Below are 25,722 nucleotides of genomic sequence, written 5' to 3'. Positions count from 1 at the left end.
ATGGACACCAGAGTGAGCGGCGCTGCCGCCGTGCCGGACGCATTCCGCGGGTTCATGGGCGCATACGTCACGGGTGTCACCGTCATCACGTCGATCGACGACAACGGGCGTGCACACGGGCTCACCTGCAATTCATTGACGAGCGTAGCGCTGGATCCGCCGACCCTGCTGGTCTGCCTCAGTCTGCGAAGCGGCACGTTGACCGCGATCCGACAATGTGGCGGCTTCGCGGTCAACGTGCTGCACGACGGCGCCCGGCCCACCGCGCAGGCGTTCGCGTCGCGAGACCCGGACCGGTTCGAGCGGACGGTTTGGCGGCATTCCGAACGGCTCAGGCTGCCCTGGTTGACGGCCGACGCCTGCGCGCTGGCCGAATGCGAGGTGACGGAAACGGTGCTGGTCGGCGATCACGTCGTGGTGTTCGGCCGGGTCCTCCATGTCGAGTCGCACCCTGGCAGCCCGCTGTTGTACGGCGGGCGCCGGTTCTTGACGAACCCGGAGGAAGCAGCATGACCAGCGTGACGACGCCACCGCAGAGGCGAAGCCGCTGGGGGATGGCCGTCGGGCTGCTCATGGTCGCCGGCGCGGTGGCCACCTGGGTCTGGGGGATGGACGGCCGGGCTGGGGCAACGAAGCCGACCGACCCGATCGCCCGGTTCCTGCTCGCGGTCGCCGTCATTCTGTTACTCAGCCATGCCTGCGGTGAGTTGATGCGGCGTGCGAAGCAATCCGCCGTGCTCGGTGAGATCATCGGCGGTGTGCTGCTCGGACCGTCAGCACTCGGTCTGCTGTGGCCGGAAGCCACCGCGTGGCTCTTCCCGCCGGCCGTGCTGAGCAGTCTGACCACAGCCGCTCAGCTCGGTCTTGTGGTGTTCATGTTCCTGCTCGGCTGCGAACTCCGTTTCGACCGGGTGGAACGGCCGCGAACCGTCGGTATCAGTCTGCTGGGAAGCATGGGGCTCCCGTTCGTCGCGGGGAGCGGGATCGCCCTCGCGGCCACCCCGATGCTCGCCGGTGAAAGCGCCTCGACGACGTCGTACGCTCTCTTCTTCGGCCTGGCGCTGGCGGTGACGGCGCTGCCGGTGCTGGCGCGCATCCTGGTAGAACTCAAGCTCGACGGGACCCGGGTGGGCACGCTGGCGCTGTCCTGCGCGGCCATCGGCGATGGCATCGCCTGGCTGGTCCTGACGCTGATCCTGGCTGGCGTCGGGGCCGCCAGCGGGGGTGAGGCGCTACAGACCGCCGGGCTTGCGGTGGCGCTGGTCTCGGCAACGTTGCTCTGCCTGCGGCCGGCGTTGACGGCGCTGGTCGCCCGGATTCGGTCCGAACAACTGCTGATGGTCTCGCTGGTCGTCGGCGCTATCGCGTTCTCCGCGCTGACCCAGGCGATCAACCTGCACCCACTGATCGGCGCCTTCCTGTTCGGCGCCTCCGTGCCGTCGGACTCGCCCGTGGTGCTGCGGATCCGCCGCCAGTTGGAGGGCTTCACGCTGACGATTCTGCTGCCGCTCTTCTTCGCCGGCGTCGGGCTGGTGACATCGGTCGGCTTGCTCGGCAACGACATGGGACAGTGGCTGCTGTGCGGCGCGATCCTGCTGGCCGCACAGGTGACGAAGTTCATCGGGGCGGGCGGCGGTGCCTTTCTCGCGGGTCTGCCCAAGCGGGAAGCACTGCAGGTAGGGACGCTGATGAACTGCCGGGGGGTCACCGAGTTGGTGATCGCGTCGGTCGGCCTGCAGTACGGTCTCATCAATCAACTCGGTTTCACCATTCTCGTGGTGGTCGCCGTTATCACCACCGCGGTGACCGCGCCGCTGATGCGCCGCCTTCTGGCATAGCCGTCTCGCCGGCGGGACGCGCGTAGATCAACAAGGAATCGCACCACGATCGGCGATTGCGTCGAATCGTGGTTTGAGGAAGCTTTCCGGCACACCGGGACCCAGACGAACGGACGGGGCGATGAAGGGAATTGTTCTCGCGGGCGGAAGTGGTACGCGGATGTATCCGTCGACCCTTGCGACGTCGAAGCAGCTGCTCGCCATCTATGACAAACCGATGGTCTACTACCCGATGTCGGTGCTGATGTTGGCAGGCATCCGGGACATACTTGTGATCTCCACGCCGGCGAGCCTGCCGACCTTGGGCGTGCTGCTGGGCGACGGCTCGCAGCTGGGCATCAACATCACCTACGCGAAGCAGGACGAGCCGCGGGGCATCGCTGAGGCGTTCGTCATTGGCGCCGACCACATCGGCTCCGATGACGCGGCGCTGATCCTCGGAGACAACGTCTTCCACGGAGCCGGGTTCCCCCGGCTGCTGCAAGCGGCCCGCGCGGAACTGGACGGCTGCACCCTGTTCGGGTACCCGGTATCGGACCCCGAGCGGTACGGCATCGGCGAGATCGACGGTGCCGGCCAGCTGGTTTCCATCGAGGAGAAGCCGCTGCGACCGCGCTCCAGTGACGCGATCACCGGGCTGTATTTCTACGACTCGGACGTCGTGGAGATCGCCCGGGACCTGGCTCCGTCGGCCCGCGGCGAACTGGAGATCACGGACGTCAACCTGGCGTACCTGAAGCAGGGCCGGGCCAAGCTGGTCCGGCTCGGGCGGGGCTTCACCTGGCTCGACGCCGGCACGCACGACTCGCTGCTCGCGGCGAGCCAGTACGTCCAGGTTATCGAGAAGCGGCAGGGTGTGCGGGTCGCCTGCCTCGAGGAAATCGCGTTGCGAATGGGCTACATCGATGCGGACACCTGCCACCGGCTTGGCGTCAGAATGCAGAACTCGGAATACGGTCGCTACCTTATGGAAACTGCGGAGTCGGCGGCTTGAGAGATGGACCGACCAGTGAGGAGTGCCGGTGGGATATTCAGAATTCATGCCGCAGCAATTGTTGACACTCGGTTTCACTGCACCGGAAATCGTAGACAAAGCTTGGACCGTGCGCTGGGAAAGCGCGCCGGCGGACGCTGAGGAAATGGTTCGGCAAACGGTGCCGGCCACGGTGGAATTCCAGACTTCGGGCAGCACCGGGGAGCAACAGCGCTGGCAGCGATACCGAGAGAATGTCTGGCTGGAAGCCGGCCTCCTCGCTGACCTGGTCCGGCCGGAGCGCCCACAGGCGGTCGTCTCGTTCGTGCCACCTGCACACCTGTACGGCGCGCTGGCCACCGTATTCGTCCCAGCGCAGCTGGGCGTGCGGGTGTGGTACCGCCCGACTTTCTTCGGCACTTTGCCTGCGCTGGCCGGGCGTCGAGTGGTGGTCGCGGCGACACCGTGGATCTTCCGGCTGCTGCTGGAGCACCTGCCTTGGGTCCGGTCCCTGGAGCACCTCACCGTGCTGCACAGCAGCGCGATGCTGCCGGCGACGGCGGGGGAGTTCCTCGCCGCGGCCGGTCCGGACCGCGCACTGGTCGTCGACGTGATGGGATCCACCGAGGCCGGCGGTGTCGCGCTGCGGCGATGGCGGGACGGTGCGGAACCGCCACCGTGGACGTTGTTCCCGGACGTCAGCTTCGCAGGCGGCGAGGTGGCCGTCGATGAGGACGGTGAGGTCCCTCTCGTCGTTCGCAGCCCTCGGCTTGCCTTCCGGCCAGGAGGTATCCCACCGGCCGTGTGGGCGACGGATGACCATGTCGCGCCGGTGGACGACCGCAGCTTCTCCTTCGCCGGCCGGCGCAACCGCCTGGTCAAGGTGAACGGCCGGCGCTTCAACCTGGACGCGCTCGAACACCAGTTGCGCGGCGTGCTGGACTGCCCGGACCTCGCGCTGGTCCCGGTCGCCGACCGGATGATCGGTGAGCACGTCGACCTGCTGCTCGAGTTGGCGCCGGGCGGCCGCCTCGCCGATGTCGACCTCGCGGCGGCCTACGCCCGCATCGGGTTACGCCCGCGACGCGTGCATGTGGTCCCCCGGATCGACCGATCCGAGACGGGCAAATTGCGACACGTCCAAACATCCATGCCGACCGAGGTAGAGGTAGCATCGTGACAACGACCGCCGACGCGTCCGAAACCCAGCTGACTAGCCGGGCATACCTGGCCGACCTTGTCCGGAACGCCGCGTGGGGCACCAAGGTCGAGTCGTGCACCGACGCCGACATCGCCCGGATGGGAGCGAGTTCGGCCGTCGTCGCCAAGCAGTTGGCGGCCGGGGAGCCGATCTACGGCCTCACCCAGGGTTTCGGCCCGCTGGTGGTGTATGCCGCAGATTCGGAGATGGAACAGGGTACGTCCCTGATATCGCACCTGGGCACAGCGCAGGGCCGACCGCTGGACCCGGAGGTGTCCCGCCTGGTGCTGCTGCTGCGGCTGAACAGCATGAGGCGCGGGTACTCGGCGGTCTCCCCCGACTTCTGGCAGCGCCTGGCCGACCTGTGGAACCTGGGGTTCACCCCGGTGATTCCCCGTGACGGCACCGTCAGCGCCAGCGGTGACCTTCAGCCGCTCGCGCACGCCGCGCTGGCGTTTACCGGCTTCGGCGAGGCGTGGGTCCGCGCCGGGCACGGCCGCTGGGTGACACAGCCCGCCGCGGAGGTGCTCGCCGACCTCGGTACGGCCCCGCTGCAATGGCCGGTACGCGAAGCGCTCGCGTTCGTCAACGGCACCGGAGTCGGCCTGGCGCAGACCATCCTCAACCACCAGTCCGCCCTTCGCCTGGTCCGCGCCGCCGCCGTGCTCAGCGGCCGACTCGCCACCCTGCTCCGTAGCAACCCGGAGCACTTCGACGCCGGCATCAGCACCGCTCGCGGCCAGTCCGGACAGCTTGTCGTAGCCGACTGGATCCGCCAGGAGATGCCCGCCGACCAGGTGCGCGACCCGCGGCGGCCGCTGCAGGAGCCGTACAGTCTGCGCTGTGCCCCGCAGGTGCTCGGCGCCGTCCTGGACCAGCTCAACGCCGCCGGTGACCTACTCGCCCGGGAGGCGAACGGGGTGACCGACAACCCGATCACCTTCGACGGCCGGGTGCTGCACGGCGGCAACTTCCACGCCATGCCGGTTGGCTTCGCGTCCGAACAAATCGGACTGGCTCTGCATATGGCCGCGTACCTCGCCGAACGGCAGCTCGGCCTGGTGGTCAACCCAGCCACCAACGGTGACCTGCCGATAATGCTCACGCCGCGTGCCGGCCGGGGCTGCGGACTGGCCGGCGTGCAGATCAGCGCGACGTCGTTCATCTCGAAGATCCGGCAGCTGGTGTACCCGGCTTCGTTGACCACCCTGCCGACCAACGGCTGGAACCAGGACCATGTGCCGATGACCCTGAACGGGGCCAACTCGGTGGCGGAGGCGCTGGAGCTCGGCTGGCTCGCCATCGGCTCGCTCGCCCTGGGCGTCTCGCAACTGACCGCGATGCTGGGCCACAAGGTCGAGCGCGCCGGGCTGTGGGCCGACCTGGCCGAAATCTCTCCGCCGCTGGACGCCGACCGGCCGATGGCCGCCGAGGTGCGCGCGGCCGGGGACCTGTTCGCCAAGCATGCCGGCGCATCGCTGGCCGGTACAGACGTCGACTGAGAAAGGGAACATCGAGACCATGGGCCTGAAAAAGCTGCTACAGCGGACGCGGTACCACTCCTGGAACTTCAAGGCCTCGACGCCGGCGGAGGTCGCCGAGTTCTATGACCAGTACAACCGGGTGATTGCCCAGTTCTACGGTGGCAACATGCACTACGGGTACTGGGACGGCCCAGACGACGACAGCAGCATCGAGGTCGCGGCCGCCCGGTTGACCGAGATCATGATCGACAAGCTCCGGATCAAGCCGGGCGACAGAGTCCTCGACCTCGGCTGCGGACCGGGTAAGCCGGCCGTGCAGATGGCCAAGACGACCGGTGCTCAGGTGGTCGGTGTGTCGATCAGCTCGAAGGACGTCGAGCTGGCTGGCTTCCGCGCCGAGGCGCTGAACCTGCAGGACCAGCTGTCCTTCCAGGTGGCCGATGCCAACGACCTGCCGTTCGAGCCGGATTCGTTCGACGCCGTCCTGGCGCTGGAGTCCATCGTTCACATGGAGGACCGGGCCCACGTGCTGCGGCAGATCGCCCGCGTGCTCAAGCCCGGTGGACGGGTGGCCCTCACCGACTTCATCCAGCGTGGGCCGATCAGTGACGACGAGGACGAACAGCGTGCTCTGGTGGAGATGCTGAAGGCGTGGCGGGCCGCCCCGCTGGTCGAGATCGAGGACTACGTGGAGTTCGCCCAGCACGCCGGGCTGATCCTCGACGAGACGATCGACATCACGCAGCAGACCAAGTACACCTTCCCGTACACGTACGCGGCGATGCGTGACCAGTTGGAAAGGGGCGCCAAGCTGCCGCCGGAGCTGGCCGCGATCCTCGCCGATACCACCGCCGAGGACTGGAAAATCGACGAGAGCGTCGACCCCGCCGAGGGCGTCGTGATCGTCGTGGCACACAAGCCCGACCAGCGCCGCTGACACGGCGAAAGGAGGGGGGCCGGCGCGGCGCCCCCCTCCTTTCGTGGTCCAGCCGGTCCACCGGCCTGACGCGGCTCGGCCTACCGCAGCTTGGCCACGTACTGCTCGATCTGCGGCACCAGCTCGTTGGGGCTGGGCAACGACCGGTACTCGGCCCGCAGCCGGGCGGCCCGCACCTCGAACTCCGGCTCGTGCAGCAGCCGCAACAGGGCTTCCCGGATCGCCTGGCCGGAGACCGCGTCCGCGTCGACGACGAGGCCGGCGCCCTGCTCGGCAAGCTTGCGGGCCAGCAGCGGGCCCTCGAAGTGATAGGGCAGCACCAGATGCGGCACGCCGTGCAACGCGACCGTGCTCAGCGTGCCGAAGCCGCCGTGATGGATGACCGCCGAGCAGGTCGGTGCCAGAGCGTGCAGTGCTACATACGGCTCGATACGGCAGTTGTCCGGCACCGTGCCCAGTCGCTTCTGCTCGCTTGCCGCGACCGTCGCCACAACCTCGATGTCCAGATCGGCCAGGCTGGCCAGGATGTCGCTCGGGCGGAACGTGTAACCGTCGAAGTACTCGGTGGCGCTGAGACCCATGGTGAGCGCCACTCGAGGCCGCTCCGGTTTCGCCCACAGCCACTTCGGCAGGACGGCCGGCCCGCCGTACGGCACATATTGCATGTGCAGGTAGTCGCCGGTGCCGATGGTACGCAGCGACGGCGGCAACTGGTTGATGGTGAACTGCCCGGCGACCAGGTCGTCGGAGTAGTCCAGGCCGTACCGACGGCTCGCCTCGGTGAGCAGGTCGATCAAGGGGTCTTCGACGCCCAGGCCGCGGACCCATTCGTGGGTCACGCCGAGTACGTCGGTGGTGAACAGGAACCGGGCGTGCACGGCGCCGCAGGCCTTCGCCGCGATCGGGCCGGCGTACGTGAACGGCTCCCAGAGGACCAGGTCCGGCTGCCACGCACGGGCCAGCTCCACCAGGTCGTCGATCATCGGCTCGTTGTCCTCGCCGAAGGCGTACTGGACCATGATCCCGTACCCCTCGACGGCCTCGTCATCCCAGGCCACCGCGTCCGGGCCGAGTTCCGCCACGTCGTAGGGCCGGGGCAGCCCGCGGCGGATCGACTCGCGCGCGGCGGAGTCGTCCTCGGCGACCTCAGGGTCCCGGCCAACCGGGCTGGCGGTCAGGCCGGCCTGGGTTATCCGGCCGCTGAAGCCCGGCGCGCTGGCGACCCGCACCTCGTGGCCGGCGGTGCGCAGGGCCCAGGCGAGCGGCGCCAGGGTGAGGAAGTGGGTGTTCTGCGGCAGGGTGCAGAGCAGCACGCGCATCGGCGTCGTCCTTTCTTCTTCGGTCAGCTGCCGCGGTACGCGGCGGCGAGTTCGACGAGTTCGCCGGCGACCTCGGCCGGTGCGGGCAGGGCATGCAGGTCGTCACGCAGATCGGCCGCGCGGCGCCGGAATTCCGGTTCGGCCAGCAGCCGCTGGACTGCGTCCCGGATGGAGTCGCCGGTGGCCTGGTCGGCTGGGATCGCCAGCGAGCCGCCCTGGACGGCGGCACGGCGGGCCAGTTCCGGCTCGTCGAAGTCCCACGGCACGCTGACCTGCGGAACGGCATGCAGCGCGGTGGTCAGGAACGTGCCCGGACCGGCGTGGCTGATGACGACCGAGCAGGTCGGCGCGAGCGCGTGCAAGGGCACGTACGGCAGCACCCGGGCGTTGCCCGGCACCGGGTTGAGTTTCTCCCGTTCCGCGTCGGCGACGGTGGCCACCACCTCGACGTCGAGGTCGGCGAGCGAGTCCAGCACGTCACCGAGGTTCAGCACGTTCCCGGCGAAGAACTCGCTGGCGGTGGTGCCCATGGTGAGTGCGATCCGGGGCCGCTCCGGCTTCGCCCACAGCCACTTCGGCACGACCGCCGGCCCCCCGTACGGCACGTACCGCATCGGCAACCGATGCAGGTCGGTGTCGAGCCGGAGCGTGTCGGGCAGCTGGTCGATGCTGAAGTGCCCGGTCGCCATGTCCTCGGTGTACTCGTAGCCGTACCGGGAACCGTAGGAGCCGAGCCAGTCGGCGAGCGGGTCGGCGCGGTCGTGGGCCGGCCGTTCGTCACGGAGCCGGAGGTACTCCGCCCGGGTGGCGCCGAAGACGTCGATGCTCCACAGCAGCCGGGCGTGGGCGGCGCCGCAGGCCTTGGCCGCGATGGCGCCCGCGGGGCTGAGCGGCTCCCAGATCACCAGGTCGGGCTGCCAGGCCCGGGCGAACTCGGCCAGCCCGGCGATCATTGGGAAGTTGTCCGGTTTGAGCCCTTCCCGGATCGCCTCGTCGTACCCGTACGTCAGGTACTGCCAGTTGGCGTTGGCCGGGTCGACCGCGACGTCCCAGGGAATGGAGAGCCCGTGGCGGGCCTCCTCCATCAGGTCGGGCGTCAGGCGGGAGATCCGCCACATATCGATGCTCCGCCCGACTGGCACCGCGGTCAGCCCGGCCTGGGTGATCGTGTCGGCGAAACTCGGCTGGCTGGCCACGACCACCTCGTGACCGGCGGTGCGCAGCGCCCACGCCAGCGGCACCATGGTCAGGAAGATCGTCTTCTCGGGGATCACGGTGAACAGCACACGCATGGACTGCCTCCTCAGGGCCGGTACTTGGCGGTCAGCTCTTCGAGCTGCGGCACCAGCTGGTTGGGGGTGGGCATCGCCCGGAGCTCCTCGGCCAGCCGGGCGGCGCCGGCGGCGAACTGCGGCTCGTGCAGCAGCCGCAGCACGTTCTCCCGGATGGCCCGGCCGGACGCCTCGCCCGGCGCGAGTTCGAGCGCTCCGCCCTGCTCGGCGAGTTTGCGGGCGAAGATCGGCTCGTCGAAGTGGTAGCCGAGGGCGAGCTGGGGGATCGGATACCGCGCGGCGGTGAGGAACGTGCCGGGCCCGGCGTGGTGCACCACCACGGAGCAACTCGGGACAAGGGCATTCAACGGTACGAACGGGACGAGCCGCGCATTGTCCGGAATCCGCGCCAGCTTGCGCTGCTCCTCCTCGGTGACCGTGGCGACCACCTCGATGTCCAGGTCGGCCAGCTCGTCGAGCAGGTCCTGGAGATTGAACGTGTAGCCGGTGAAGAACTCGGTCGCCGTCAGGCCCATGGTGATGCCCACCCGCGGCTTCGCCGGTTTCTCCCACAACCATTTCGGCACCACCGAGACCCCGTTGTAGGGGATGTGCTGCATCGGCACGTAGTGCAGACCCGCCGGGATCTGCAGGCTGGCCGGGAACTGGTCGATGGTGAAGTGGCCGACCGCCATGTCCTCGGTGTACTCGTAGCCGTACAGGGGGCCGTACGAGCCGAGCCATTCGCCGAGTGGGTCGGCGCGCCGTTCCGGCGGCTGCTCCGCCATCAGTTTCAGGTACAGATCGCGGGTCAGGCCGAAGACGTCGATGCTCCACAGCAGGCGGGCGTGCACCGCGCCGCAGGCCTTGGCGGCGATCGCACCGGCGTACGAGAACGGTTCCCAGATGACCAGGTCGGGCCGCCAGGCCTTGGCGAACTCGACGAGCCCGCCGATCATCGGGAAGTTCTCCGGCATGTGCCCCTGTTTGACCATCTCGTAGTGCGCGGCGAACTGGTAGTCGAAGTCGGCCTTCGACGGGTCCTCCACGACGTCCCACGGCGCGGCCAGGCCGGGACGCGACTCCTCGAGTGACTCGGTGTCCACGTTGTACACCTTGAGCAGCCGGGAGATCTTGAGATTCCGGCCGACCGGTACGGCGGTGAGCCCGGCCTGGGTGATCGAGTCGGTGAACGACGGTGAACTGGCGAACCGGACCTCGTGGCCGGCGGTCCGCAGGGACCAGGCCAGCGGCACCATCGTGAGGAAGATGCTGTTGCCCGGATTGGCGACGAACAGGACGCGCACGGGTGCTCCTTCAGGACCGGTATTTGGTGGTCAGCTCTTCGAGCTGCGGCACGAGCCGGTTAGGGCTGGGCGCAGCGTGGATCTCCGCAGTGAGGTCCGCGGCGCGCCGGCGGAACGACGGTTCGGTGAGTAGCCGCAGGACCGCGGCGCGGACGGCCGCCCCGGTGGCGACCGACGTGTGCAGCTCCAGCCCGGCACCGTGTTCGGCGAGCTTGCGGCCGAGGATCGGCTGGTCGAAGTGGTAGTGCAGGGCGAGCTGCGGCACCGCGTGCCGGGACGTGGTGCCGATCGTGGCGGCGCCGGCGTGGTGGATGACCGCCGCGCACGTCGGGGCCAGGGCATGCCACGGCACGTACGACACCAGCCGTACGTTGTCCGGCAGCGGGGGCAGTTTCGCCTGTTCGGCCTCGGCGACGGTCGCCACGATCTCGATGTCGAGGTCGGCAAGCGACTCCAGCACCTCGGCCATCGAGATGGTGTACCCGTCATACACCTCGGTGGCGGTGAGTCCCATCGTGAGTCCGACCCGCGGCTTCTCCGGTTTCGCCCACAGCCACCGCGGCACGACCGCCGGGCCCCCGTACGGGATGTACTGGGTGCGGACGTACTGCAGGCCGGCGGCCTCGTCCTGGAGACTGGCCGGGAACTGGTCGATGGTGAAATGGCCGACGGTCAGATCCTCGGTGACATCGAAGCCGTACCGGCGGCCGTACGGGGCGAGCCAGTCGGCGAGCGGATCCCCTCGGTGCTCGGCCGGCTGTGCGTCGGACAACCGGTGGAACAGCGCCCGGGTCTGGCCGAAGACGTCGACACCGAACAGCAGCCGGGCGTGTGCCGCGCCGCACGCCTTGGCGGCGATCGCCCCGGCGTACGTCATCGGCTCCCAGACGACCAGGTCCGGCCCCCAGGCCCGGGCGAACTCGACCAGATCCGCGATGATCGGGAAGTTCTGCGACTGGGCTGTCTCGGCGGCGGCGACCTGGGAGTGGAACATCTGCTCCCAGGTGGCGTTGGCCGGGTCCGACACGCAGCTCCACGGCAGCGGCAGGTCGGCCCGGGACTCCTCGACCGCGCCCGGCATCATCCGGGCCATCCGCCACGCGTCCCGGTCCCGGCCGACCGGAACCGCGGTGAGACCGGCCTGGGTGATCACCGGTGCGAAGCCCGGCTGGCTGGCGAACCGGACGTCGTGCCCGGCCGAGCGCAGCGCCCAGGCGAGCGGCGCCATGTAGAGGAAGATGCTCTTCTCCGGGTTGGCGACGAACAGGATGCGCATGGTCGACCTCCGTCAGGCCCGGTAGGTGGTGGTGAGTTCTTCGAGGCGCCCCACGAGTTCATTCGGCGTCGGCAGCGCCTGTATCTCGCGCTGCAGTTCCCCGGCCCGGTCCCGGAACGGGGCCTCGCCGAGCAGCCGGAGCACGCTGTCCCGGATGCTCTGGCCGCTGGCCTCGTCGGCCCGGGTCACCAGCGCGGAGCCCTGCTGTCCGACGCGGGCGGCCAGCGCCGGCGCGTCGAAGTCCCACGGCACCACCAGCTGCGGCACGCCGTGCCGGGCGGTGGTCATCACGGTGCCGAACCCACCGTGGTTGATGAGCGCCGTGCAGGTCGGGACGAGGGCGTGCAGTGGCACGTACGGCACCATCCGCACGTTGTCCGGCACGTGTGTGACGGCCGGCTGGGCGGACTCGGCGATCGTCGCCACCAGCTCGATGTCCAGGTCGGCGAGAGCGTCGAAGACGTCCTGCACACTGATCTTGTAGCCGGCCTTGTGGTCGGTGAGGCTGAGGCCCATGGTGAGCGCGACCCGGGGCTTCGACGGCTTCTCCCACAGCCACTTAGGCACCACCGCCGGCCCGCCGTACGGCGTGAACTGCACCGATTCGTAGTGCAGGTCCGCCTCGACACGCAGCGACGACGGCAACTGGTCGATGGTGAAGTGGCCGGTGAGCATGTCCTCGGCGAAGTCGCCGCCGAATCGGCGGGCGTAGCCGGCCAGCCACCCACCCAGCGGATCCTCGGTCCGGTCGCCGCGCAGCCGGAGATAGTGCTGCCGGGTCAGGCCGAAGACATCGACGCCCCAGAGCAGCCGGGCGTGCGCGGCGCCGCAGGCCCGGGCCGCGATCGGCCCGGCCAGCGAGAGCGGTTCCCAGAGGATCAGGTCGGGTTTCCAGGCCTGGGCGAATTCCACCAGGCCGGAGATCATCGGAAAGCTCGCAGGCTTGTGCCACGAGGTGAGCTGCTCCTGGTAGCCCTCGACCATGTGTTCCCAGGTCGCGCGGCTCGGGTCGTCCACCACGTCGTAGGGGGTGGGCAGCCCGTACTCCGGTTCCCAGACCCAGTTGGGAAAGCGCGGATCACGCGGGATGAGATCCCAGAGGTCCACGTCGCGACCGACGGCGACCGCGGTCAGCCCGGCCTGGGTGATGGTCGAGGTGAAGGCGGGCTGGCTGGCGAACCGGACCTCGTGCCCGGCGGTCCGCAGCGCCCACGCCATCGACACCATGGCCAGCAGGTGCGCCTTCTCCGGGTTGGCGGTGAACAGTACGCGCATGGTGGAAGTCCCTCTACTGTGTAGCGGCCCGGTGCGAGGCCGTCCGGTCCTCGAGCTGGCGGACAAGTTCGTTCGGAGTGGGCATGGCCAGGATCTCGTCGCGCAGCCGGTCCGCGCCGGCCTGGAACGACGGCTCGGAGAGCAACCGGAGTAGGCATTCCCGGATCTCCTTGGCGCTGGTGGACGTGGCGTCCAACGCGAGCCCGGCGCCATGCGCCTCGACCCGCCGGGCCAGTGCCGGGCCGTCGCTGTCGCGGGCCACCGCGAGCTGGGGTACGGCGTACGACGCCACGGTCGCGAGCGTGCCGAACCCGGCGTGGTGGATGACGGCCGCGCAGGTCGGTGCGAGCGCGGGCAGCGGGACGAACGGGACGAGCCGGGCATTGTCCGGGATCCGGGCCAGTTTGGCCTGCTCCTGCTCGGACACCGTGGCGACCAGTTCGATGTCCAGATCGGCGAGGACGTCCAGAATGTCCTGGACGCTTATCGCATAGCCCACGTCGGTGTCGGTGGCACTGAGTCCCATGGTGAGCGCGACCCGCGGGCGCCCGGGGTCCTCCCACAGCCACTTCGGCACGACCGCCGGGCCGCCGTACGGCAGGTAGCGCATCGGCAGGTAGTTCAGTTCCGCCTCCAGCCGTAGGGCCGGTGGCAGCAGCCCGATGGTGAACTGGCCGGTGATCAGCTCCTCGGAGAACTCGAACCCGTACTTGCGCGCGTAGGGCTCCAGCCATTCGGCGAACGGATCGTGCCGCTCGTCGGGCGGCAGCGCGTTCACCACACGGTGAAAGTGCGCTCGGGTCACGCCGAACGTGTCCAAGCTGAAGAGCAGTCGAGCGTGCGCGGCCCCGCACGCCTTCGCGGCCAGCGCACCCGCGTACGTGACGGGCTCCCAGATCACCAGGTCCGGCTGCCATTGGCGGGCGAATTCCACCACGTCGGTGATGATCGGCACGTTGCTGACCTTGTGCCAGCGCTTGATCTGGACGTCGTAGCCATACCAGAGGTGATCCCAGGTGACGTCCTCCGGCGCCCACTCGGCCGTGTCGTACGGGATCGGCAACCCGTTCTCGCCGGCGTACAGCCAGGTCAGGTTGCGGTTCATGATCTGCCACAGATCCCGGTCGCCACCCACCGGCACCGCCGTCAGGCCGGCCTGGGTGACCACGTCGGCGAACTTCGGCTGCACCGCGAAGCAGACCTCGTGCCCCGCGGTCCGCAACGCCCACGCCAGTGGGGCCATCGCCAGGAAGTGGGTTTTCTGGGAGTAGGTGGTGAAGAGGACACGCATGGTCAGCGGCCGTTGGTCCGGTACTTGGCGGTCAGCTGTTCCAGCTGCGGAACGAGCTGGTTCGGGGTGGGCAGCGCCCGGATCTCGTCGGTCAGCGCCTGGGCCCGCACCTGGAAGTGCGGTTCGGTGAGCAGCCGCTGAACGCTCGCCCGGACCGCGTCACCGGTGGCGACCGTGGTGTGCATCTCCAGGCCGGCGCCGTGCTCGGCCAGCTTGCGACCGAGGGTGGGCTGGTCGTAATGGTAGTGCAGGGCCAGCTGGGGAACCGGGTAGAGCGAGTTGGTGGCCATGGTGGCGGCGCCGCCGTGGTGGATGACCGCCGAGCAGGTGGGCACCAGGGCGTGCCACGGCACGTAGGACTCCAGACGGACGTTGGACGGCAGCGTGGGCAGCTTCTTCCGCTCCTTCTCCGCGACCGTTGCGACCACCTCGATGTCGAGGTCGGCCAGCGAGTCCAGTACCTCCGCCATCGCGATCGTGTATCCGTTGTAGACCTCGGTGGCGGTCAGGCCCATGGTCAGCGCCACTCGGGGCCGCTCCGGTTGGGCCCACAGCCATTTCGGTACCACCGCCGGCCCGCCGTACGGCACGTACTGCATCCGTACGTAGTCCAGGCTCTCGGCCTCCACCTGGAGACTCAGCGGCATCTGGTCGATGGTGAAGTGCCCGGTGGTCATGTCGTCGGAGTACTCGAAGTCGTACTTGCGCCCGTAGGTGGCGAGCCACTCGGCGAGCGGGTCCGAACGGTCCGCGGCCGGCTGTGCCGCGTTGAGCTTCGTGTACATCTCGCGCACCACGCCGAAGACGTCGACGCCGAACAGCATCCGGGCGTGCGCCGCCCCGACCGCCTTCGCCGCGATCGGCCCGGCGTAGCAGAGCGGCTCCCAGATGATCAGATCCGGCTTCCACTCCAGCGCGAACTCGGTCAGGCCGCCGATCAGCGGGAAGCTCGGCGGCCGGTGCATCGTGCTGACCGCTTCCACCATGCCCGGCTTCAGGTACTCCCACGTGGCCTTGTCCGGGTCGTCGAACGCGTCGTACGGCTCGGGGATACCGGGCCGTTCGATCTCCAGGTCGGCCGCGGCCATCCGGAGCAGCCGGGGGATGTCGCGGAACAGGCCGGCCGGCACGGCGGTCAGCCCGGCCTGGGTGATCACGTCGGTCAGGGCAGGCTGACCCGCGAAGCACACCTCGTGCCCGGCGGTCCGCAGCGCCCAGGCCAGCGGCGCCAGGTAAAGGAAGACACTCTTCTCCGGGTTCGAGGCGAACAGGATGCGCATGGGATTCCTCTCGTCGCCGACGTCAGCGGCTGGCGGTGCGGTACTTGACGGTGAGCTCTTCGAGCCGGCCGACGATCTCGCCGGGGCTGGGCAGGGCACGCAGCTCGTCGCGAAGCACCCCCGCGCGCTCGGCGAACCGGGGTTCCCGCAACAGCCGTAGCAGGCTCTCCCGGACCACCTGCCCGGTGGCCCGGTTCGCGTCGATGACCAGCGTGCCGCCCTGCTCGGCGGCGCGGCGGGCCAGTTCCGGCTCGTCGAAATCCCATGGCAGGGTCAGCTGCGGCACGCCGTACAGGGCGGTGGTCAGGAAGGTCCCCGGCCCGGCATGGCTGATCACCGCGGCGCAGGTGGGGGCGAGCGCCTGCAGGGGTACGAAGGAGAGCACCCGGGTGTTGTCCGGAATCCGGGTCAGCCGGTGTTGCTCCGACGCCGCGATGGTGGCGACGACCTCGATGTCCAGGTCGGCGACGGCGTCGAGGATCTCCCGGACGTCGGCGGCGTACCCGGCGAACCGCTCGGTGGCGGTGATGCCCAGGGTCACCGCGACCCGCGGGCGCTCGGGGGCCGTCCAGAGCCACTTCGGTACCACCGCCGGCCCGCCGTACGGCACGTACTGCATCGGCACGCGCTCTAGGCCGGCATCCATGCGCATCGAGTCGGGCAGCGGGTCGATGGTGAACTGGCCGGTCACCATGTCCTCGTCATAGGGGTAGCCGTACTTGCGGGCGTACCCCCCGAGCCAGTCCGCGAGCGGGTCCTCGGTCCGGTCGCCACGCAATCGTTGGTAGCGGTCGCGGGTGACGCCGAACACATCGATGCTCCACAGCAGCCGGGCGTGTGCCGCCCCACAGGCCTTCGCGGCGATCGCGCCGGAGTACGTCGTCGGCTCCCAGATGACCAGGTCGGGCCGCCAGGCCTTGGCGAACGTCACCAGCTCCGCGGTGCTTGGAAAGTTGTCGTGCTTGTGCCAGAAGCGCAGCACGTGCTGGTACCCGTCGCGCATCGCGGCCCAGTCGAGCTGCTCGGGCGTCAGGGTGGCGGCCTCGTACGGCTGCGGCAGCCGGGCGCGCTGCGCGTCGTACTCCTCGGGATGTTGATCCTTGATCCTGCCGAAGACATCGGTGTCGCGCCCGACGCCGACCGCGGTCAGGCCGGCCTGGGTGATGATGCCGGCGAAGCCGGGCTGGCTGGCGACGCGGACCTCGTGCCCCGCAGCGCGCAGTGCCCACGCGAGCGGCACCATCGACAGGAAGACGCTCTTGTCAGGATTGACGGTGAACAGAACGCGCATCATCAGGCCCTGAACTTGCTGGTGAGCTCTTCCAGAACCGGCACGAGCTGATTGGGGCTCGGTGAGCTTCGGACCTCGTCGGTGAGGGCCTCAGCGCGTTCCTGGAAGATCGGTTCGGTGAGCAGCCGTTGGACGCTGTCACGTACCTTCTGCCCGGTGGCCAGAGTCGTGTGGATCTCCAAGCCGGCGCCCTGCTCCGCCAGGTTGTGGGCCAGCGTCGGCTGGTCGAAGTGGTAGTGCAGGGCGAGCTGCGGCACCGGGTGCAGCGCGGTGGTGCCGAGGGTGGCGGCGCCGGCATGGTGGATCACCACCGAGCAGGTGGGCACCAGGGCGTGCCAGGGCACGTAGGGCACCAGCCGGACATTGTCCGGCTGACGCGGTAGCTTGGCCTGCTCCTTCTCCGTCACCGTCGCGACGACCTCGATGTCCAGGCTTGCCAGCGACTCCAGCACCTCGGCCATCGAGATGGTGTAACCGTTGTAGACCTCGGTCGCGCTCAGCCCCATGGTCAGGGCGACCCGCGGCCGTTCGGGCTTCGCCCACAGCCACTTCGGTACGACCGCCGGCCCGCCGTACGGGACGAACTGGGTACGGACGTAGTGCAGGCCGGGGGCCTCGACCTGCAGACTGGCGGGGAACTGGTCGATGGTGAAGTGACCGGTGACCATGTCCTCGGAGAAGTCGAACCCGTACCGCTCGCCGTACGAGCCGAGCCAGTCGGCCATCGGGTCGGCCTGGTCCGAGACCGGCTGAGCGGCGTTGAGCCGTCGATACGTCTGCCGGACGCCCCCGAAGACGTCGATGCCGAACAGGAGCCGGGCGTGCGCCGCGCCGCACGCCTTCGCCGCGATCGCGCCCGCATAGGTCAACGGCTCCCAGATCACCAGGTCCGGCTGCCAGGCCTGGGCGAACTCGACCAGCCCGGCGGTCAGCGCGAAGTTGTCGTACCGGTGCCACCCGTGTACCGCCTGCAGCATCCCCGGCTTGAGGAACTCCCAGGTGGCCCGGTCGGGGTCGTCGAAGGCGTCGTAGGGCTCCGGGTATCCGGCCCGGGTCGCCTCCAGTTCCTCCGGTCGCGCGCCGCGGCGTTGCACCCGGTCGCGCCCGACCGGCACGGCGGTCAGCCCGGCTTGTGTGATCGTCGAAGCGAATGCTGGCTGGCTGGCGAAACGCACCTCGTGCCCGGCGGTCCGCAGCGCCCATGCCACGGCCACCTGGTACTGGAAGATGCTCTTCTCCGGGTTAGCGGCGAACAGGACACGCATCGTGTCTCTCTTTCCTCGTGGCCGACGTCAGCGGGCGGCGGTGCGATATTTGACGGTGAGTTCCTCCAGCCGGGGAACCAGCTGGTGAGGCGTGGGCATGGCATACATCTCGTCGCGCAGCTGAGCGGCACGGGCCCGGAAGACAGGCTCGTGCAGCAGTCGCTGCACGTTGTCGCGGATCTGGCCGGCGGTCGCCTGCGCGGCGGGCACGGCCAACGTGGCGCCCTGTGCGGTGGCACGCCTGATGAAGGCAGGGCCGTCGAAGTCCCACGGCAATGCGAGCTGCGGCACGCCGTGCAGCGCGGTGGTCAGCATCGTGCCGAAGCCGCCGTGGCTGATCACCGCGGAGCAGGTCGGTGCGAGGGCTTGCAACGGCACATACGACAGCACCCGGGCGTTGCCAGGCAACCGGCCCAGCTTCCCCTGCTCGGCCTCGGCGATCGTCGCGACAACCTCGACATCCAGGTCCGCGAGTGCGTCGAGAACCTCCTGGGCACTGACGGCGTACCCCATGCCGTGGTCGGTGGCGCTCAGGCCCATGGTCAACGCGACGCGGGACTCGGCCGGCTTCGTCCACAACCACTTCGGCACTTCAGCGGCTCCGCCGTACGGGACGAATCGCATCGGCTCGTAGTGCAGGTCGGCGGCCATTCGCAGGCTGCCGGGGATCTGGTCGATGGTGAACTGGCCGACCGTCATGTCCTCGCTGAACTCGAAGCCGTACTTGGCGCCGTACGAGCCGAGCCACTCGGCGAACGGGTCCTCGCGCCGGTCACCGCGCACCCGCAGGAAGTGATCGCGAGTAACGCCGAACACGTCCATACTCCACAGCAGACGGGCGTGCACCGCACCGCACGCCTTCGCCGCGATCGGGCCGGCGTACGCCGTCGGCTCCCAGATCACCAGGTCGGGCTCCCACTCCCGGGCGAATTCCACCAGGCCGGCGATCATCGGGAAGCTCACCGGCTTGTGCCAGGACTTGAGGACGTCGGCGTACCCGTCGCTCAGGTGCTGCCAGGTGGCCCGCTCCGGGTACGCCGCGGTGTCGTACGGGACCGGCAGGTCCGGCGTCATCGCCCACGGCCAGCTGGGATATCGGGCGGAAAGCTGCCATACGTCGGTGTCCCGCCCGACGCCGACTGCGGTGAGCCCGGCCCGGGTGATGGCGTCGGCGAACCCGGGCTGGCTGGCGAACCGGACCTCATGGCCGGCGGTCCGCATCGCCCAGGCCAGCGGCACCATGGCCAGCAGATGTGCCGTCTCCGGCTTGGCGGTGAACAGAACGCGCATGTGACCTCCCTCAGGCCCGGTTCTTGACGGTGAGCTGCTCCAGCCGGCCGACGAGCCGGCTGGGGCTGGGCGCGCCGAGAATCTCGGCGGTGAGGTCCCGGGCCCGGTCGCGGAACGCGGGCTCGGTGAGCAGCCGGTGCACGGCCGAGCGGACGCCGGCGCCGGTCGCCTGTGTGGTGCCGATCTCCAGTCCGGCGCCGTGCTCGGCGAGCTTGCGGCCGAGGATCGGCTGGTCGAAGTGGTAGTGCAGGGCGAGCTGCGGCACCGCGTGCCGGGACGTCGTCGCCAGCGTGGCGGCGCCGCCGTGATGCACCACGGCGGCGCAGGTCGGCGCGAGCGCATGCCATGGCACGTACGAGGTGATCCGGACGTTGTCCGGCAGCCGGGGGAGCCGCGCCTGTTCCGCCTCGGTCACCGTCGCCACCACCTCGATGTCGAGCGTGGCCAGGTCCGCCAGGATGTCGGCGAGCGGCACGTTGTAGCCGTCGAAGACCTCCGTCGCGGTGAGGCCCAGGGTGACCGCGACACGCGGCCGCTCGGGCGAGGCCCACAGCCATTCCGGGACGACCGCCGCCCCGCCGTAGGGGATGTACTGCATCCGGACGTGGTCCAGGCTGTCCGTCTCGAGCTGCAGGCTCTTCGGGAACTGGTCGATCGTGAAGTGTCCGGTCGCCAGATCCTCGGTGTAGTCGAACCCGTACTTGCGGCCGTACGAACCGAGCCAGTCGGCGAGTGGGTCGGCGCGCTCTGCTTCCGGTTGGGCGGCGTTGAGGCGGCGGTAGATCTCCCGAGCGGCGCCGTAGACGTCGATACCGAACAACAACCGGGCGTGGGCGGCGCCACACGCCTTCGCGGCGATCGGCCCGGCGTACGTCATCGGCTCCCAGATGACCAGATCGGGTTCCCACGCCCGGGCGAACTCGACGAGTTCCGCGACCATCGGGACGTTCCCGGCCTTGTGCCAGCCGTTGACCGCGGCCGCGACCCCCGTGCGCAGCGCCGCGAAGTCCGCCGCCGTCGGGTCCTCCACGACGTCGTACGGCGCCGGGATGCCGCGACGCAGGCCGGCACGGCCGTCCGGGGTCAGGGCGGTGAGACGCCACGGATCGTGATTGCGCCCGACCGGCACGGCGGTCAGCCCGGCCTGGGTGATGACCGGGGCGAAAGCCGGTTGGCTGGCGACCCGGACCTCGTGCCCGGCACTGCGCAGCGCCCATGCGAGCGGCACTAGGTACAGGAAGATGCTCTTCTCCCGGCCGGCCGCGAACAGGATCCGCATCAGCTGCCGCGCTCGGCCGTCGCGATGAGATCCGCCGCTGTCTCGCCGGCGTTCGTGGCGGTCTCGCGGGCGATCGCCGCAGCCAGCCCGTCCAGCCCGTGCATCAGCGGAACCCGGGCCGACCACCCCGTCGCCGCCTCGAATACGGCGGGATCCAGCACATAGTCGATCAGATCGGTCTCCGCGGAGTGCTTCGGCGGCGACACCGAGAGCACGGGCACGGCCGGCCGGCCGGTGTGGGTCGAGACGACCTTGGCGATCATGCCGAACAGTTCGGCGACACTCGTCGCGACGCCGGTTCCGACCAACCAGTGCCGTCCGGTCACGGCCTGCTCCTGGTCCAGCGCGGCCACGAAAGCGCGGGCCGCGTCGTCGATGCAGAGCAGGTCCCGGGTGACCGTGCCGGTGTGCCACATGGTGAGCGGCTGATCGGCGAACGCCCGTCGGGTCATCGCTGCGACCACGCCGCGATCCAGCATGGCCGAGTCGATGCCCTGCGAGTACAGCGTCGCCAACCGCAGGGTGGCACCGCGGATGACGCCCTCTTCCGTGGCGGCCTGGAGAATCTGTTCGGCGGCCAGCTTCTGCTGGTCGTAGGCGGTCAGCGGCGCGTCCACCTCGGTGCCGTCGATGCGGGCCGCCGACGGGCGCCCCAACTGCGACATCGAGCCGGCGAACAGCACCACCGGCGGCCGCGCCGGCCGGCTGGCCGCGATCGCCCGCACGAGATCCTCGACGAGGCCCAGATTGACTCGTTCGGCGACCGGGTCGGTGGCCGCCACCCGCCACGTGCTCGGTCCCGTGATGTACGCGACCAGATGGATGACGGCGTCCGCATCGGCCACTGCGGCGGCGACCGCCCCCGGCTCCGTGAGGTCGACGGTCCGCACCTCCACCTCCGCCTGCCTGCGAGCCGGAACGGCGGTCGGCCGGCGACCGACCAGCCGGAGGCGGATCGGCTGGCTCGCGAGCTCCCGGGCGATAGCCGTACCCAGCAGTCCGGACGCACCGAGCACCGTCACCAGTGGTCGCTTCTCGTGGCCTGCCACGGATTCTCCTTAGCTGTTCGATCTGACTGCACATGTCGACCCGACTCGACGGAGAACCCGGAGTCGGCGCGCACGTGATGCGCCCGGAGTCAGCAGGAAAAGATGATCAGCGAATGCCGAAGTGCTGGTGCGGCGCCGCCCGCCACTCTAGCGGAGAAGGCAGGACGCGATCCGCTTTCCGGTCCACATAGTCGTCCCATTCCTGACGGTCGACATGGAATCCGTACTGATCCCACAGTTGGCCCCGGAAATAAAGGTGATCCGCTTGCACACGAGATGCCTGATTGTCTTCCGTGGTCACCCCGAAAGACGCGAAACTCGCCTCTGTCGTCTGGGTGATGACCTTATCCACATCGAGCGTCGCGAAAGCGTAGTTGATCGTCAGTTGCACGGTCTCCGAACCCACGCCCAACTTCGCTCGCTGCGGGTCGAGGTAGACGCCGCACTGGATGTGTCCGGCCGGGTCGAGGGTGTGCAGCGTACTGAAGCCGATTGTCTCGTCAGTGCTGCGCAGCACCACGAGGAATGCCGCGTGCGGCTTCGCCACCCTCGTGGTGGGCCGCGCCACCTGCCGGGAGCTGCCCATGCCGGCGCGGACGACGGTCTGGAAGAAGTCGGCGCGGTCCGTGGTGGTCGCGGGTCGCAGCCGAATGCGGCGCGAGGCCGTGTGAGGAAAGAGCACGTGGGATCCCATCGCGTCGTGGTCAGCCCGTCCCGCCAGCGGGACAGGTCACAGTCAGATCGGTCGGCCGGTCACTCGGCCGGCCGGGCGCCGACGACGCGGGTGCTGTCCCAGCTCATCTCGCCCGTGGCGGCCGGCAGGTTATCGATGTCGCGCAGGTCTTGCGCCTCCAGCCGCAGCTGCACGGCGGCGGCGTTCTCCTCCAGCCAGCGCCGGCGTCGCGTACCGGGGATTGGCACCACGTTGTCGCCCTGGGTCAGCGTCCAGGCGATCGACACCTGGGCCGGAGTGGCTCCGTGCCGGGCGGCCACGGTGCGTAGCCCGTCCAGGATCGCTTGGTTGGCGCGCAATGCCTCGGCGCTGAACCGTGGGTCCCGGCTGCGAGAGTCCTCGATGCCCGGTGTGCTGCCCACGGTCCCGGTCAAGAAGCCCCGCCCGATCGGGGCGAAGGCCAGGAACCCGACCCCGTTCTTCCGGCACCACGGAAGGATGTCGTCCCGGTTGTGCGTGGACCACACCGACAGTTCGTACTGCACTGCGGCGATCGGGAAGATGCTGTGGACGAACTCCAGCTCCTCGCACGTGGCATGGGAGATGCCCAGGTTGCGGACCTTGCCCTCGGTGACCAGCTCACCGAGGGCGCCCCAGGTGTCCTCCAGCGGAACGGCCGGGTCGACGCGGTGCAACTGGTACAGCCCGAGCGTGTCGACCTGCAGCCGGCGTAGCGAGCCCTCGCACGCGGCACGCAGGTACTCCGGGCGGCCGTTGCGCTGGAATTTGCCGCCGGGCCCGGCGACCAGACCGCATTTCGTCGCCACGTGCACCTCGTCCCGGTGCTCGCGCAGGGCCCGGCCGAGTAGTTCCTCGTTGCTGAACGGTCCGTACACATCCGCGGTGTCGAACAAATTGATACCGAGTTCGACCGCCCGGTGAATGACGCGGATCGACTCTTTGTCGTCGCGCTCGGCCGGGTTGTATCCGTGCGACATCGGGCTGCATCCGAGACCGATGGCGCTTACCGAAAGAGTATCCGTGAGTCTGGTATCCCGCATGTGGCTACCTGCAAATCTGAGGGGAATCAGGATTCGTCTGGCGCACCTTCCCGCGCGATGTCGCGCCGGGTACTTGATGGGCTCAGGAAGGCGGTTGGATCATTGCCAACCGAACCGTCCTCCCGCAATACATCCGGACCGATTTCTTCCGAGGCCACATTGGCACTTGACAAGTCCTCGAGGGGCTCCAGGAAATCGTCGATCAGACCCGGAGCCGTTTGGTGGATGAGCGCGACGGCCTGCGCGGGGCTGAGGTCCAAAGCCTTGTAGTGCCGGGCCCCGGCCGCGGTGGCCACGCCCACGTTCACCAAGCCGAGGGCCCGCTGCAGCAATGACTCCTGCATGGACCAGCCGATCACGGCAGGACGCTGGAGGGCCAAGGTGGACAGACGCGAAACCCCCGAACGCAGCACCAGGTACGGCCCTACGATGGCGTGCCCCAGCGCCCGGTAGCCGATCACGGAGAACACCAGGCCGAACGGGATCAGCGCCAGCAGCGACAGCCATGTCCAGCTCGGCACCGCGCCGGTCACGTCCATCCAGTACAGCAATCCGGCCCAGCCGGCGAGCCCCACCACGGTGGAGACGAACCGGCGGTACAGGGCGGACTGGGGATGGGCGAGCAGCGGTGCCTCCAGCGGGCGTACGCCGTCCGGTAGCACCAGCGCCGCGACCCGCAGGACCTCGCCGATCGGGGCGCGCGGCAGGATGCTGCTGGCCGGCTCGCCGTTCGACGCGCGATGCCCCAGCCCGGTCGAGACGACCTCGGTCTCGGTGAGCCCGATCCAGCGCCAGAACAGGGGCTGACTGAGGTGGATCCCACGCAGCCGCCGGTCGTCGCGGAACACCTCGCGGGTGTCGAAAAGACCCTGCCGGGTGAGTAGCGCGGTGCCCTTCTCCGTGGTGGTCCGGACCAACTGGAAGTTCCAGTTCTCGTTGACGAACCCGAACGCCAGGCCTGCGACCCCGATCAGGAACGTCCCCCCGATGGCGACCACGATCGACCAGGTCTGCCCGAGGGCCTCCCAGTCGATCACCTTGGCGATCAGGTCCCGCAAGTCGATATTGAAGATCTGCAGCAGCCAGAACAGGCCCCAGAGCAACAGCGCCGCGACGATGAACGCCCAGATGTTGATCAGGTTGTACCAGATCCATCGCCAGTTGAGCTCGGCGATCGGGGTCTCGTCCCGGCCTGGCGCCGGCGTCTCCTCCGATGCCGCGTCCTCCTCCGATGCCGCGATCCCGGCGGTTCCGCCGATCAGTAGCTCGCGGCGGAGCTCCTCGGCGGTCTGCTTGGTCACCGCGTCGAGCTTGAACGACAGCTGCGCCTCGCCGGAGCTGATGTGCACGACCCGCAGCCCGGCCACTCGGTGCCGCGGCTTGGCGGTGGTGTCCACGCTGCGGATGCGGTCGCGGGGCACCGACCGGTATTTGCGGGTCAGCCATCCGCTGCGTAGCTCGATCCGCTCGTCGGTCACCCTGTACCACGTCTTCATCCAGCGCACCAAGTCGCCGACGGCGCCGGTGACACCGAGCGTGGTGGTTACCAGCGCCGGCCAGATGCCGAACGAGCCGTCGTCGAAGTCGATGTCGAACACCCACCAGACGAGGACGGTGGGAATGAACGACAGCACCACCATGACCGCATCGACCCAGACCACTCGGATGTCCAGCCGGGTCCAAGGCGGTTCCGCCGGTAGCGCCGCGACGCCTTCCGGCGGTGCTTCGCCGGCGTTCGCTCGCCCGCCGGCGCTCACGTGGCGTCTCCAGGCGTGATCTGGGTGATGTGGGTGAGCCGCTGGGTCAGCTCGGCGGCGACCTCGGCGTCGAGTCCGTCCAGGGTGATGCCGCCCTCTCGGGACGCCGTGGTCACCTTCACTGTTGCCAGCTTGAGGATCTGTTGCAGCGGACCTTTGACGGTGTCGATGCTCTGGATGCGCGAGAGCGGGGTGATCCGCCATTCGCGAGTCAGCCAGCCTTTAAGCGAATAGACCGCCTCATCAGTGGTTTCCCAGCGGTGCACGTAGTACCGCCAGGTCGGCATCACGGTGATATTCACTACATAGATTACGCCGAGAATCCACAGGATTGGGGTGAGCCACGGCCGGGACGCCGACCACAGCACGTAGGTCAGAAAAAGCCCGCCCTCAACGACGATCATCCCGATCACCGCGTGTAGGGTCCACAGCGTGATCGCCCGCCTTTCAACCCTGAATCTGGGCGGGCGGAGCTGAAGTGGCGCCGTCTCGGCCGGTTGGGCGGACAGCGGAGATGGTGAATCGGTCATTCTGTGATTCTGCACTAGTTGAGCCGCCTGGGTCATCGTGGCACTCTTCTGGAAACCGGACCATGAAAAGGCGCC

The 25,722-nt window shown here is 69.0% G+C and carries 22 protein-coding genes; 6 read left to right on the top strand and 16 right to left on the bottom strand.

What is annotated here, in order from left to right; translation table 11 throughout:
- Positions 1-12: 12 nt before the first annotated feature.
- The 6 genes from QLQ12_RS41985 (at position 13) to QLQ12_RS41960 (ending at position 6,433) form a co-directional block, all read left to right on the top strand.
- Positions 13-513: a flavin reductase family protein gene (locus tag QLQ12_RS41985; RefSeq protein WP_282766644.1), complete on the top strand. Its 501-nt coding sequence runs from the start codon at positions 13-15 to the stop codon at positions 511-513.
- Entirely contained in the window at positions 510-1,838 is a 1,329-nt protein-coding gene (locus tag QLQ12_RS41980) for a cation:proton antiporter (protein ID WP_282766643.1), read from the top strand. The genes QLQ12_RS41985 and QLQ12_RS41980 overlap by 4 nt, the downstream gene beginning before the upstream one ends.
- Positions 1,839-1,959: 121 nt before the next feature.
- Positions 1,960-2,832, top strand: coding sequence for a glucose-1-phosphate thymidylyltransferase RfbA (gene rfbA, locus QLQ12_RS41975; protein ID WP_282766642.1), 873 nt, complete (start codon positions 1,960-1,962; stop codon positions 2,830-2,832).
- A 46-nt stretch (positions 2,833-2,878) separates the two neighbouring features.
- Positions 2,879-3,991, top strand: coding sequence for an AMP-binding protein (locus QLQ12_RS41970; RefSeq protein WP_282766641.1), 1,113 nt, complete (start codon positions 2,879-2,881; stop codon positions 3,989-3,991).
- On the top strand, positions 3,988-5,514 hold the full coding sequence (locus QLQ12_RS41965; RefSeq protein ID WP_282766640.1) for an aromatic amino acid ammonia-lyase: 1,527 nt from the start codon (positions 3,988-3,990) through the stop codon (positions 5,512-5,514). Before QLQ12_RS41970 ends, QLQ12_RS41965 begins: the two co-directional genes overlap by 4 nt.
- A gap of 19 nt (positions 5,515-5,533) precedes the next feature.
- Complete coding sequence (locus QLQ12_RS41960; protein ID WP_282766639.1) at positions 5,534-6,433, top strand: SAM-dependent methyltransferase; 900 nt, start codon at positions 5,534-5,536, stop codon at positions 6,431-6,433.
- An 80-nt stretch (positions 6,434-6,513) separates the two neighbouring features.
- Here QLQ12_RS41960 and QLQ12_RS41955 read toward each other — a convergent pair whose 3' ends face one another.
- The 16 genes from QLQ12_RS41955 to QLQ12_RS41880 all read right to left on the bottom strand — a co-directional run bounded on the left by QLQ12_RS41955 (position 6,514) and on the right by QLQ12_RS41880 (position 25,647).
- On the bottom strand, positions 6,514-7,752 hold the full coding sequence (locus QLQ12_RS41955; RefSeq protein ID WP_282766638.1) for an activator-dependent family glycosyltransferase: 1,239 nt from the start codon (positions 7,750-7,752) through the stop codon (positions 6,514-6,516).
- 23 nt (positions 7,753-7,775) lie between these two features.
- Positions 7,776-9,044, bottom strand: a complete 1,269-nt coding sequence (locus tag QLQ12_RS41950; RefSeq protein ID WP_282766637.1) for an activator-dependent family glycosyltransferase — start codon at positions 9,042-9,044, stop codon at positions 7,776-7,778.
- 11 nt (positions 9,045-9,055) lie between these two features.
- Entirely contained in the window at positions 9,056-10,330 is a 1,275-nt protein-coding gene (locus QLQ12_RS41945) for an activator-dependent family glycosyltransferase (protein ID WP_282766636.1), read from the bottom strand.
- A 10-nt stretch (positions 10,331-10,340) separates the two neighbouring features.
- Positions 10,341-11,606: an activator-dependent family glycosyltransferase gene (locus QLQ12_RS41940; RefSeq protein WP_282766635.1), complete on the bottom strand. Its 1,266-nt coding sequence runs from the start codon at positions 11,604-11,606 to the stop codon at positions 10,341-10,343.
- Positions 11,607-11,618: 12 nt separating this feature from the next.
- Positions 11,619-12,881 carry an activator-dependent family glycosyltransferase gene (locus tag QLQ12_RS41935; RefSeq protein ID WP_282766634.1) on the bottom strand — a complete coding sequence of 421 codons (1,263 nt, stop codon included), beginning with the start codon at positions 12,879-12,881 and terminating at the stop codon, positions 11,619-11,621.
- 13 nt (positions 12,882-12,894) lie between these two features.
- Positions 12,895-14,172 (bottom strand): activator-dependent family glycosyltransferase, encoded by a 1,278-nt coding sequence (locus QLQ12_RS41930; RefSeq protein WP_282766633.1) that lies wholly within the window; start codon positions 14,170-14,172, stop codon positions 12,895-12,897.
- Between the two features lie 2 nt (positions 14,173-14,174).
- Positions 14,175-15,452 carry an activator-dependent family glycosyltransferase gene (locus QLQ12_RS41925; protein ID WP_282766632.1) on the bottom strand — a complete coding sequence of 426 codons (1,278 nt, stop codon included), beginning with the start codon at positions 15,450-15,452 and terminating at the stop codon, positions 14,175-14,177.
- 22 nt (positions 15,453-15,474) lie between these two features.
- Complete coding sequence (locus QLQ12_RS41920; RefSeq protein WP_282766631.1) at positions 15,475-16,746, bottom strand: activator-dependent family glycosyltransferase; 1,272 nt, start codon at positions 16,744-16,746, stop codon at positions 15,475-15,477.
- Positions 16,746-18,008 carry an activator-dependent family glycosyltransferase gene (locus QLQ12_RS41915; RefSeq protein WP_282766630.1) on the bottom strand — a complete coding sequence of 421 codons (1,263 nt, stop codon included), beginning with the start codon at positions 18,006-18,008 and terminating at the stop codon, positions 16,746-16,748. The genes QLQ12_RS41920 and QLQ12_RS41915 overlap by 1 nt, the downstream gene beginning before the upstream one ends.
- A 27-nt stretch (positions 18,009-18,035) precedes the next feature.
- The gene (locus QLQ12_RS41910; protein ID WP_282766629.1) at positions 18,036-19,298 is read right to left on the bottom strand and encodes an activator-dependent family glycosyltransferase; all 1,263 of its coding nucleotides are present in this window, start codon (positions 19,296-19,298) and stop codon (positions 18,036-18,038) included.
- 10 nt (positions 19,299-19,308) lie between these two features.
- Positions 19,309-20,577 (bottom strand): activator-dependent family glycosyltransferase, encoded by a 1,269-nt coding sequence (locus QLQ12_RS41905; protein ID WP_282766628.1) that lies wholly within the window; start codon positions 20,575-20,577, stop codon positions 19,309-19,311.
- Positions 20,577-21,626, bottom strand: a complete 1,050-nt coding sequence (locus tag QLQ12_RS41900) for an NAD-dependent epimerase/dehydratase (protein ID WP_282766627.1) — start codon at positions 21,624-21,626, stop codon at positions 20,577-20,579. Before QLQ12_RS41900 ends, QLQ12_RS41905 begins: the two co-directional genes overlap by 1 nt.
- Before the next feature lie 106 nt (positions 21,627-21,732).
- On the bottom strand, positions 21,733-22,308 hold the full coding sequence (locus QLQ12_RS41895) for a GNAT family N-acetyltransferase (protein WP_282766626.1): 576 nt from the start codon (positions 22,306-22,308) through the stop codon (positions 21,733-21,735).
- Between the two features lie 71 nt (positions 22,309-22,379).
- Positions 22,380-23,360, bottom strand: coding sequence for an aldo/keto reductase (locus QLQ12_RS41890; RefSeq protein WP_282766625.1), 981 nt, complete (start codon positions 23,358-23,360; stop codon positions 22,380-22,382).
- Positions 23,361-23,386: 26 nt separating this feature from the next.
- Positions 23,387-25,021, bottom strand: coding sequence for a PH domain-containing protein (locus QLQ12_RS41885; RefSeq protein ID WP_282766624.1), 1,635 nt, complete (start codon positions 25,019-25,021; stop codon positions 23,387-23,389).
- 92 nt (positions 25,022-25,113) lie between these two features.
- Positions 25,114-25,647: a PH domain-containing protein gene (locus QLQ12_RS41880; protein ID WP_282766623.1), complete on the bottom strand. Its 534-nt coding sequence runs from the start codon at positions 25,645-25,647 to the stop codon at positions 25,114-25,116.
- Positions 25,648-25,722: the final 75 nt, after the last annotated feature.

Origin of the sequence: Actinoplanes sandaracinus (assembly GCF_030009775.1) — a bacterium.
In the GTDB taxonomy this organism is placed as follows: Bacteria; Actinomycetota; Actinomycetes; order Mycobacteriales; family Micromonosporaceae; genus Actinoplanes; species Actinoplanes sandaracinus.
Note: the sequence above shows the minus strand (reverse complement) of the source record. Positions and strands in the feature narration are given on the sequence as shown.

What these genes read in the sequence shown, in the direction of transcription:
- QLQ12_RS41980 (WP_282766643.1), top strand. Translation starts at nt 510, where the DNA reads ATGACCAGCGTGACGACGCCACCGCAGAGGCGAAGCCGCTGGGGGATG.
- rfbA (WP_282766642.1), top strand. Translation starts at nt 1,960, where the DNA reads ATGAAGGGAATTGTTCTCGCGGGCGGAAGTGGTACGCGGATGTATCCG.
- QLQ12_RS41970 (WP_282766641.1), top strand. Translation starts at nt 2,879, where the DNA reads ATGCCGCAGCAATTGTTGACACTCGGTTTCACTGCACCGGAAATCGTA.
- QLQ12_RS41960 (WP_282766639.1), top strand. Translation starts at nt 5,534, where the DNA reads ATGGGCCTGAAAAAGCTGCTACAGCGGACGCGGTACCACTCCTGGAAC.
- QLQ12_RS41955 (WP_282766638.1), bottom strand. Translation starts at nt 7,752, where the DNA reads ATGCGCGTGCTGCTCTGCACCCTGCCGCAGAACACCCACTTCCTCACC.
- QLQ12_RS41950 (WP_282766637.1), bottom strand. Translation starts at nt 9,044, where the DNA reads ATGCGTGTGCTGTTCACCGTGATCCCCGAGAAGACGATCTTCCTGACC.
- QLQ12_RS41940 (WP_282766635.1), bottom strand. Translation starts at nt 11,606, where the DNA reads ATGCGCATCCTGTTCGTCGCCAACCCGGAGAAGAGCATCTTCCTCTAC.
- QLQ12_RS41935 (WP_282766634.1), bottom strand. Translation starts at nt 12,881, where the DNA reads ATGCGCGTACTGTTCACCGCCAACCCGGAGAAGGCGCACCTGCTGGCC.
- QLQ12_RS41930 (WP_282766633.1), bottom strand. Translation starts at nt 14,172, where the DNA reads ATGCGTGTCCTCTTCACCACCTACTCCCAGAAAACCCACTTCCTGGCG.
- QLQ12_RS41925 (WP_282766632.1), bottom strand. Translation starts at nt 15,452, where the DNA reads ATGCGCATCCTGTTCGCCTCGAACCCGGAGAAGAGTGTCTTCCTTTAC.
- QLQ12_RS41920 (WP_282766631.1), bottom strand. Translation starts at nt 16,746, where the DNA reads ATGATGCGCGTTCTGTTCACCGTCAATCCTGACAAGAGCGTCTTCCTG.
- QLQ12_RS41915 (WP_282766630.1), bottom strand. Translation starts at nt 18,008, where the DNA reads ATGCGTGTCCTGTTCGCCGCTAACCCGGAGAAGAGCATCTTCCAGTAC.
- QLQ12_RS41910 (WP_282766629.1), bottom strand. Translation starts at nt 19,298, where the DNA reads ATGCGCGTTCTGTTCACCGCCAAGCCGGAGACGGCACATCTGCTGGCC.
- QLQ12_RS41905 (WP_282766628.1), bottom strand. Translation starts at nt 20,577, where the DNA reads ATGCGGATCCTGTTCGCGGCCGGCCGGGAGAAGAGCATCTTCCTGTAC.
- QLQ12_RS41890 (WP_282766625.1), bottom strand. Translation starts at nt 23,360, where the DNA reads ATGCGGGATACCAGACTCACGGATACTCTTTCGGTAAGCGCCATCGGT.
- QLQ12_RS41880 (WP_282766623.1), bottom strand. Translation starts at nt 25,647, where the DNA reads ATGACCGATTCACCATCTCCGCTGTCCGCCCAACCGGCCGAGACGGCG.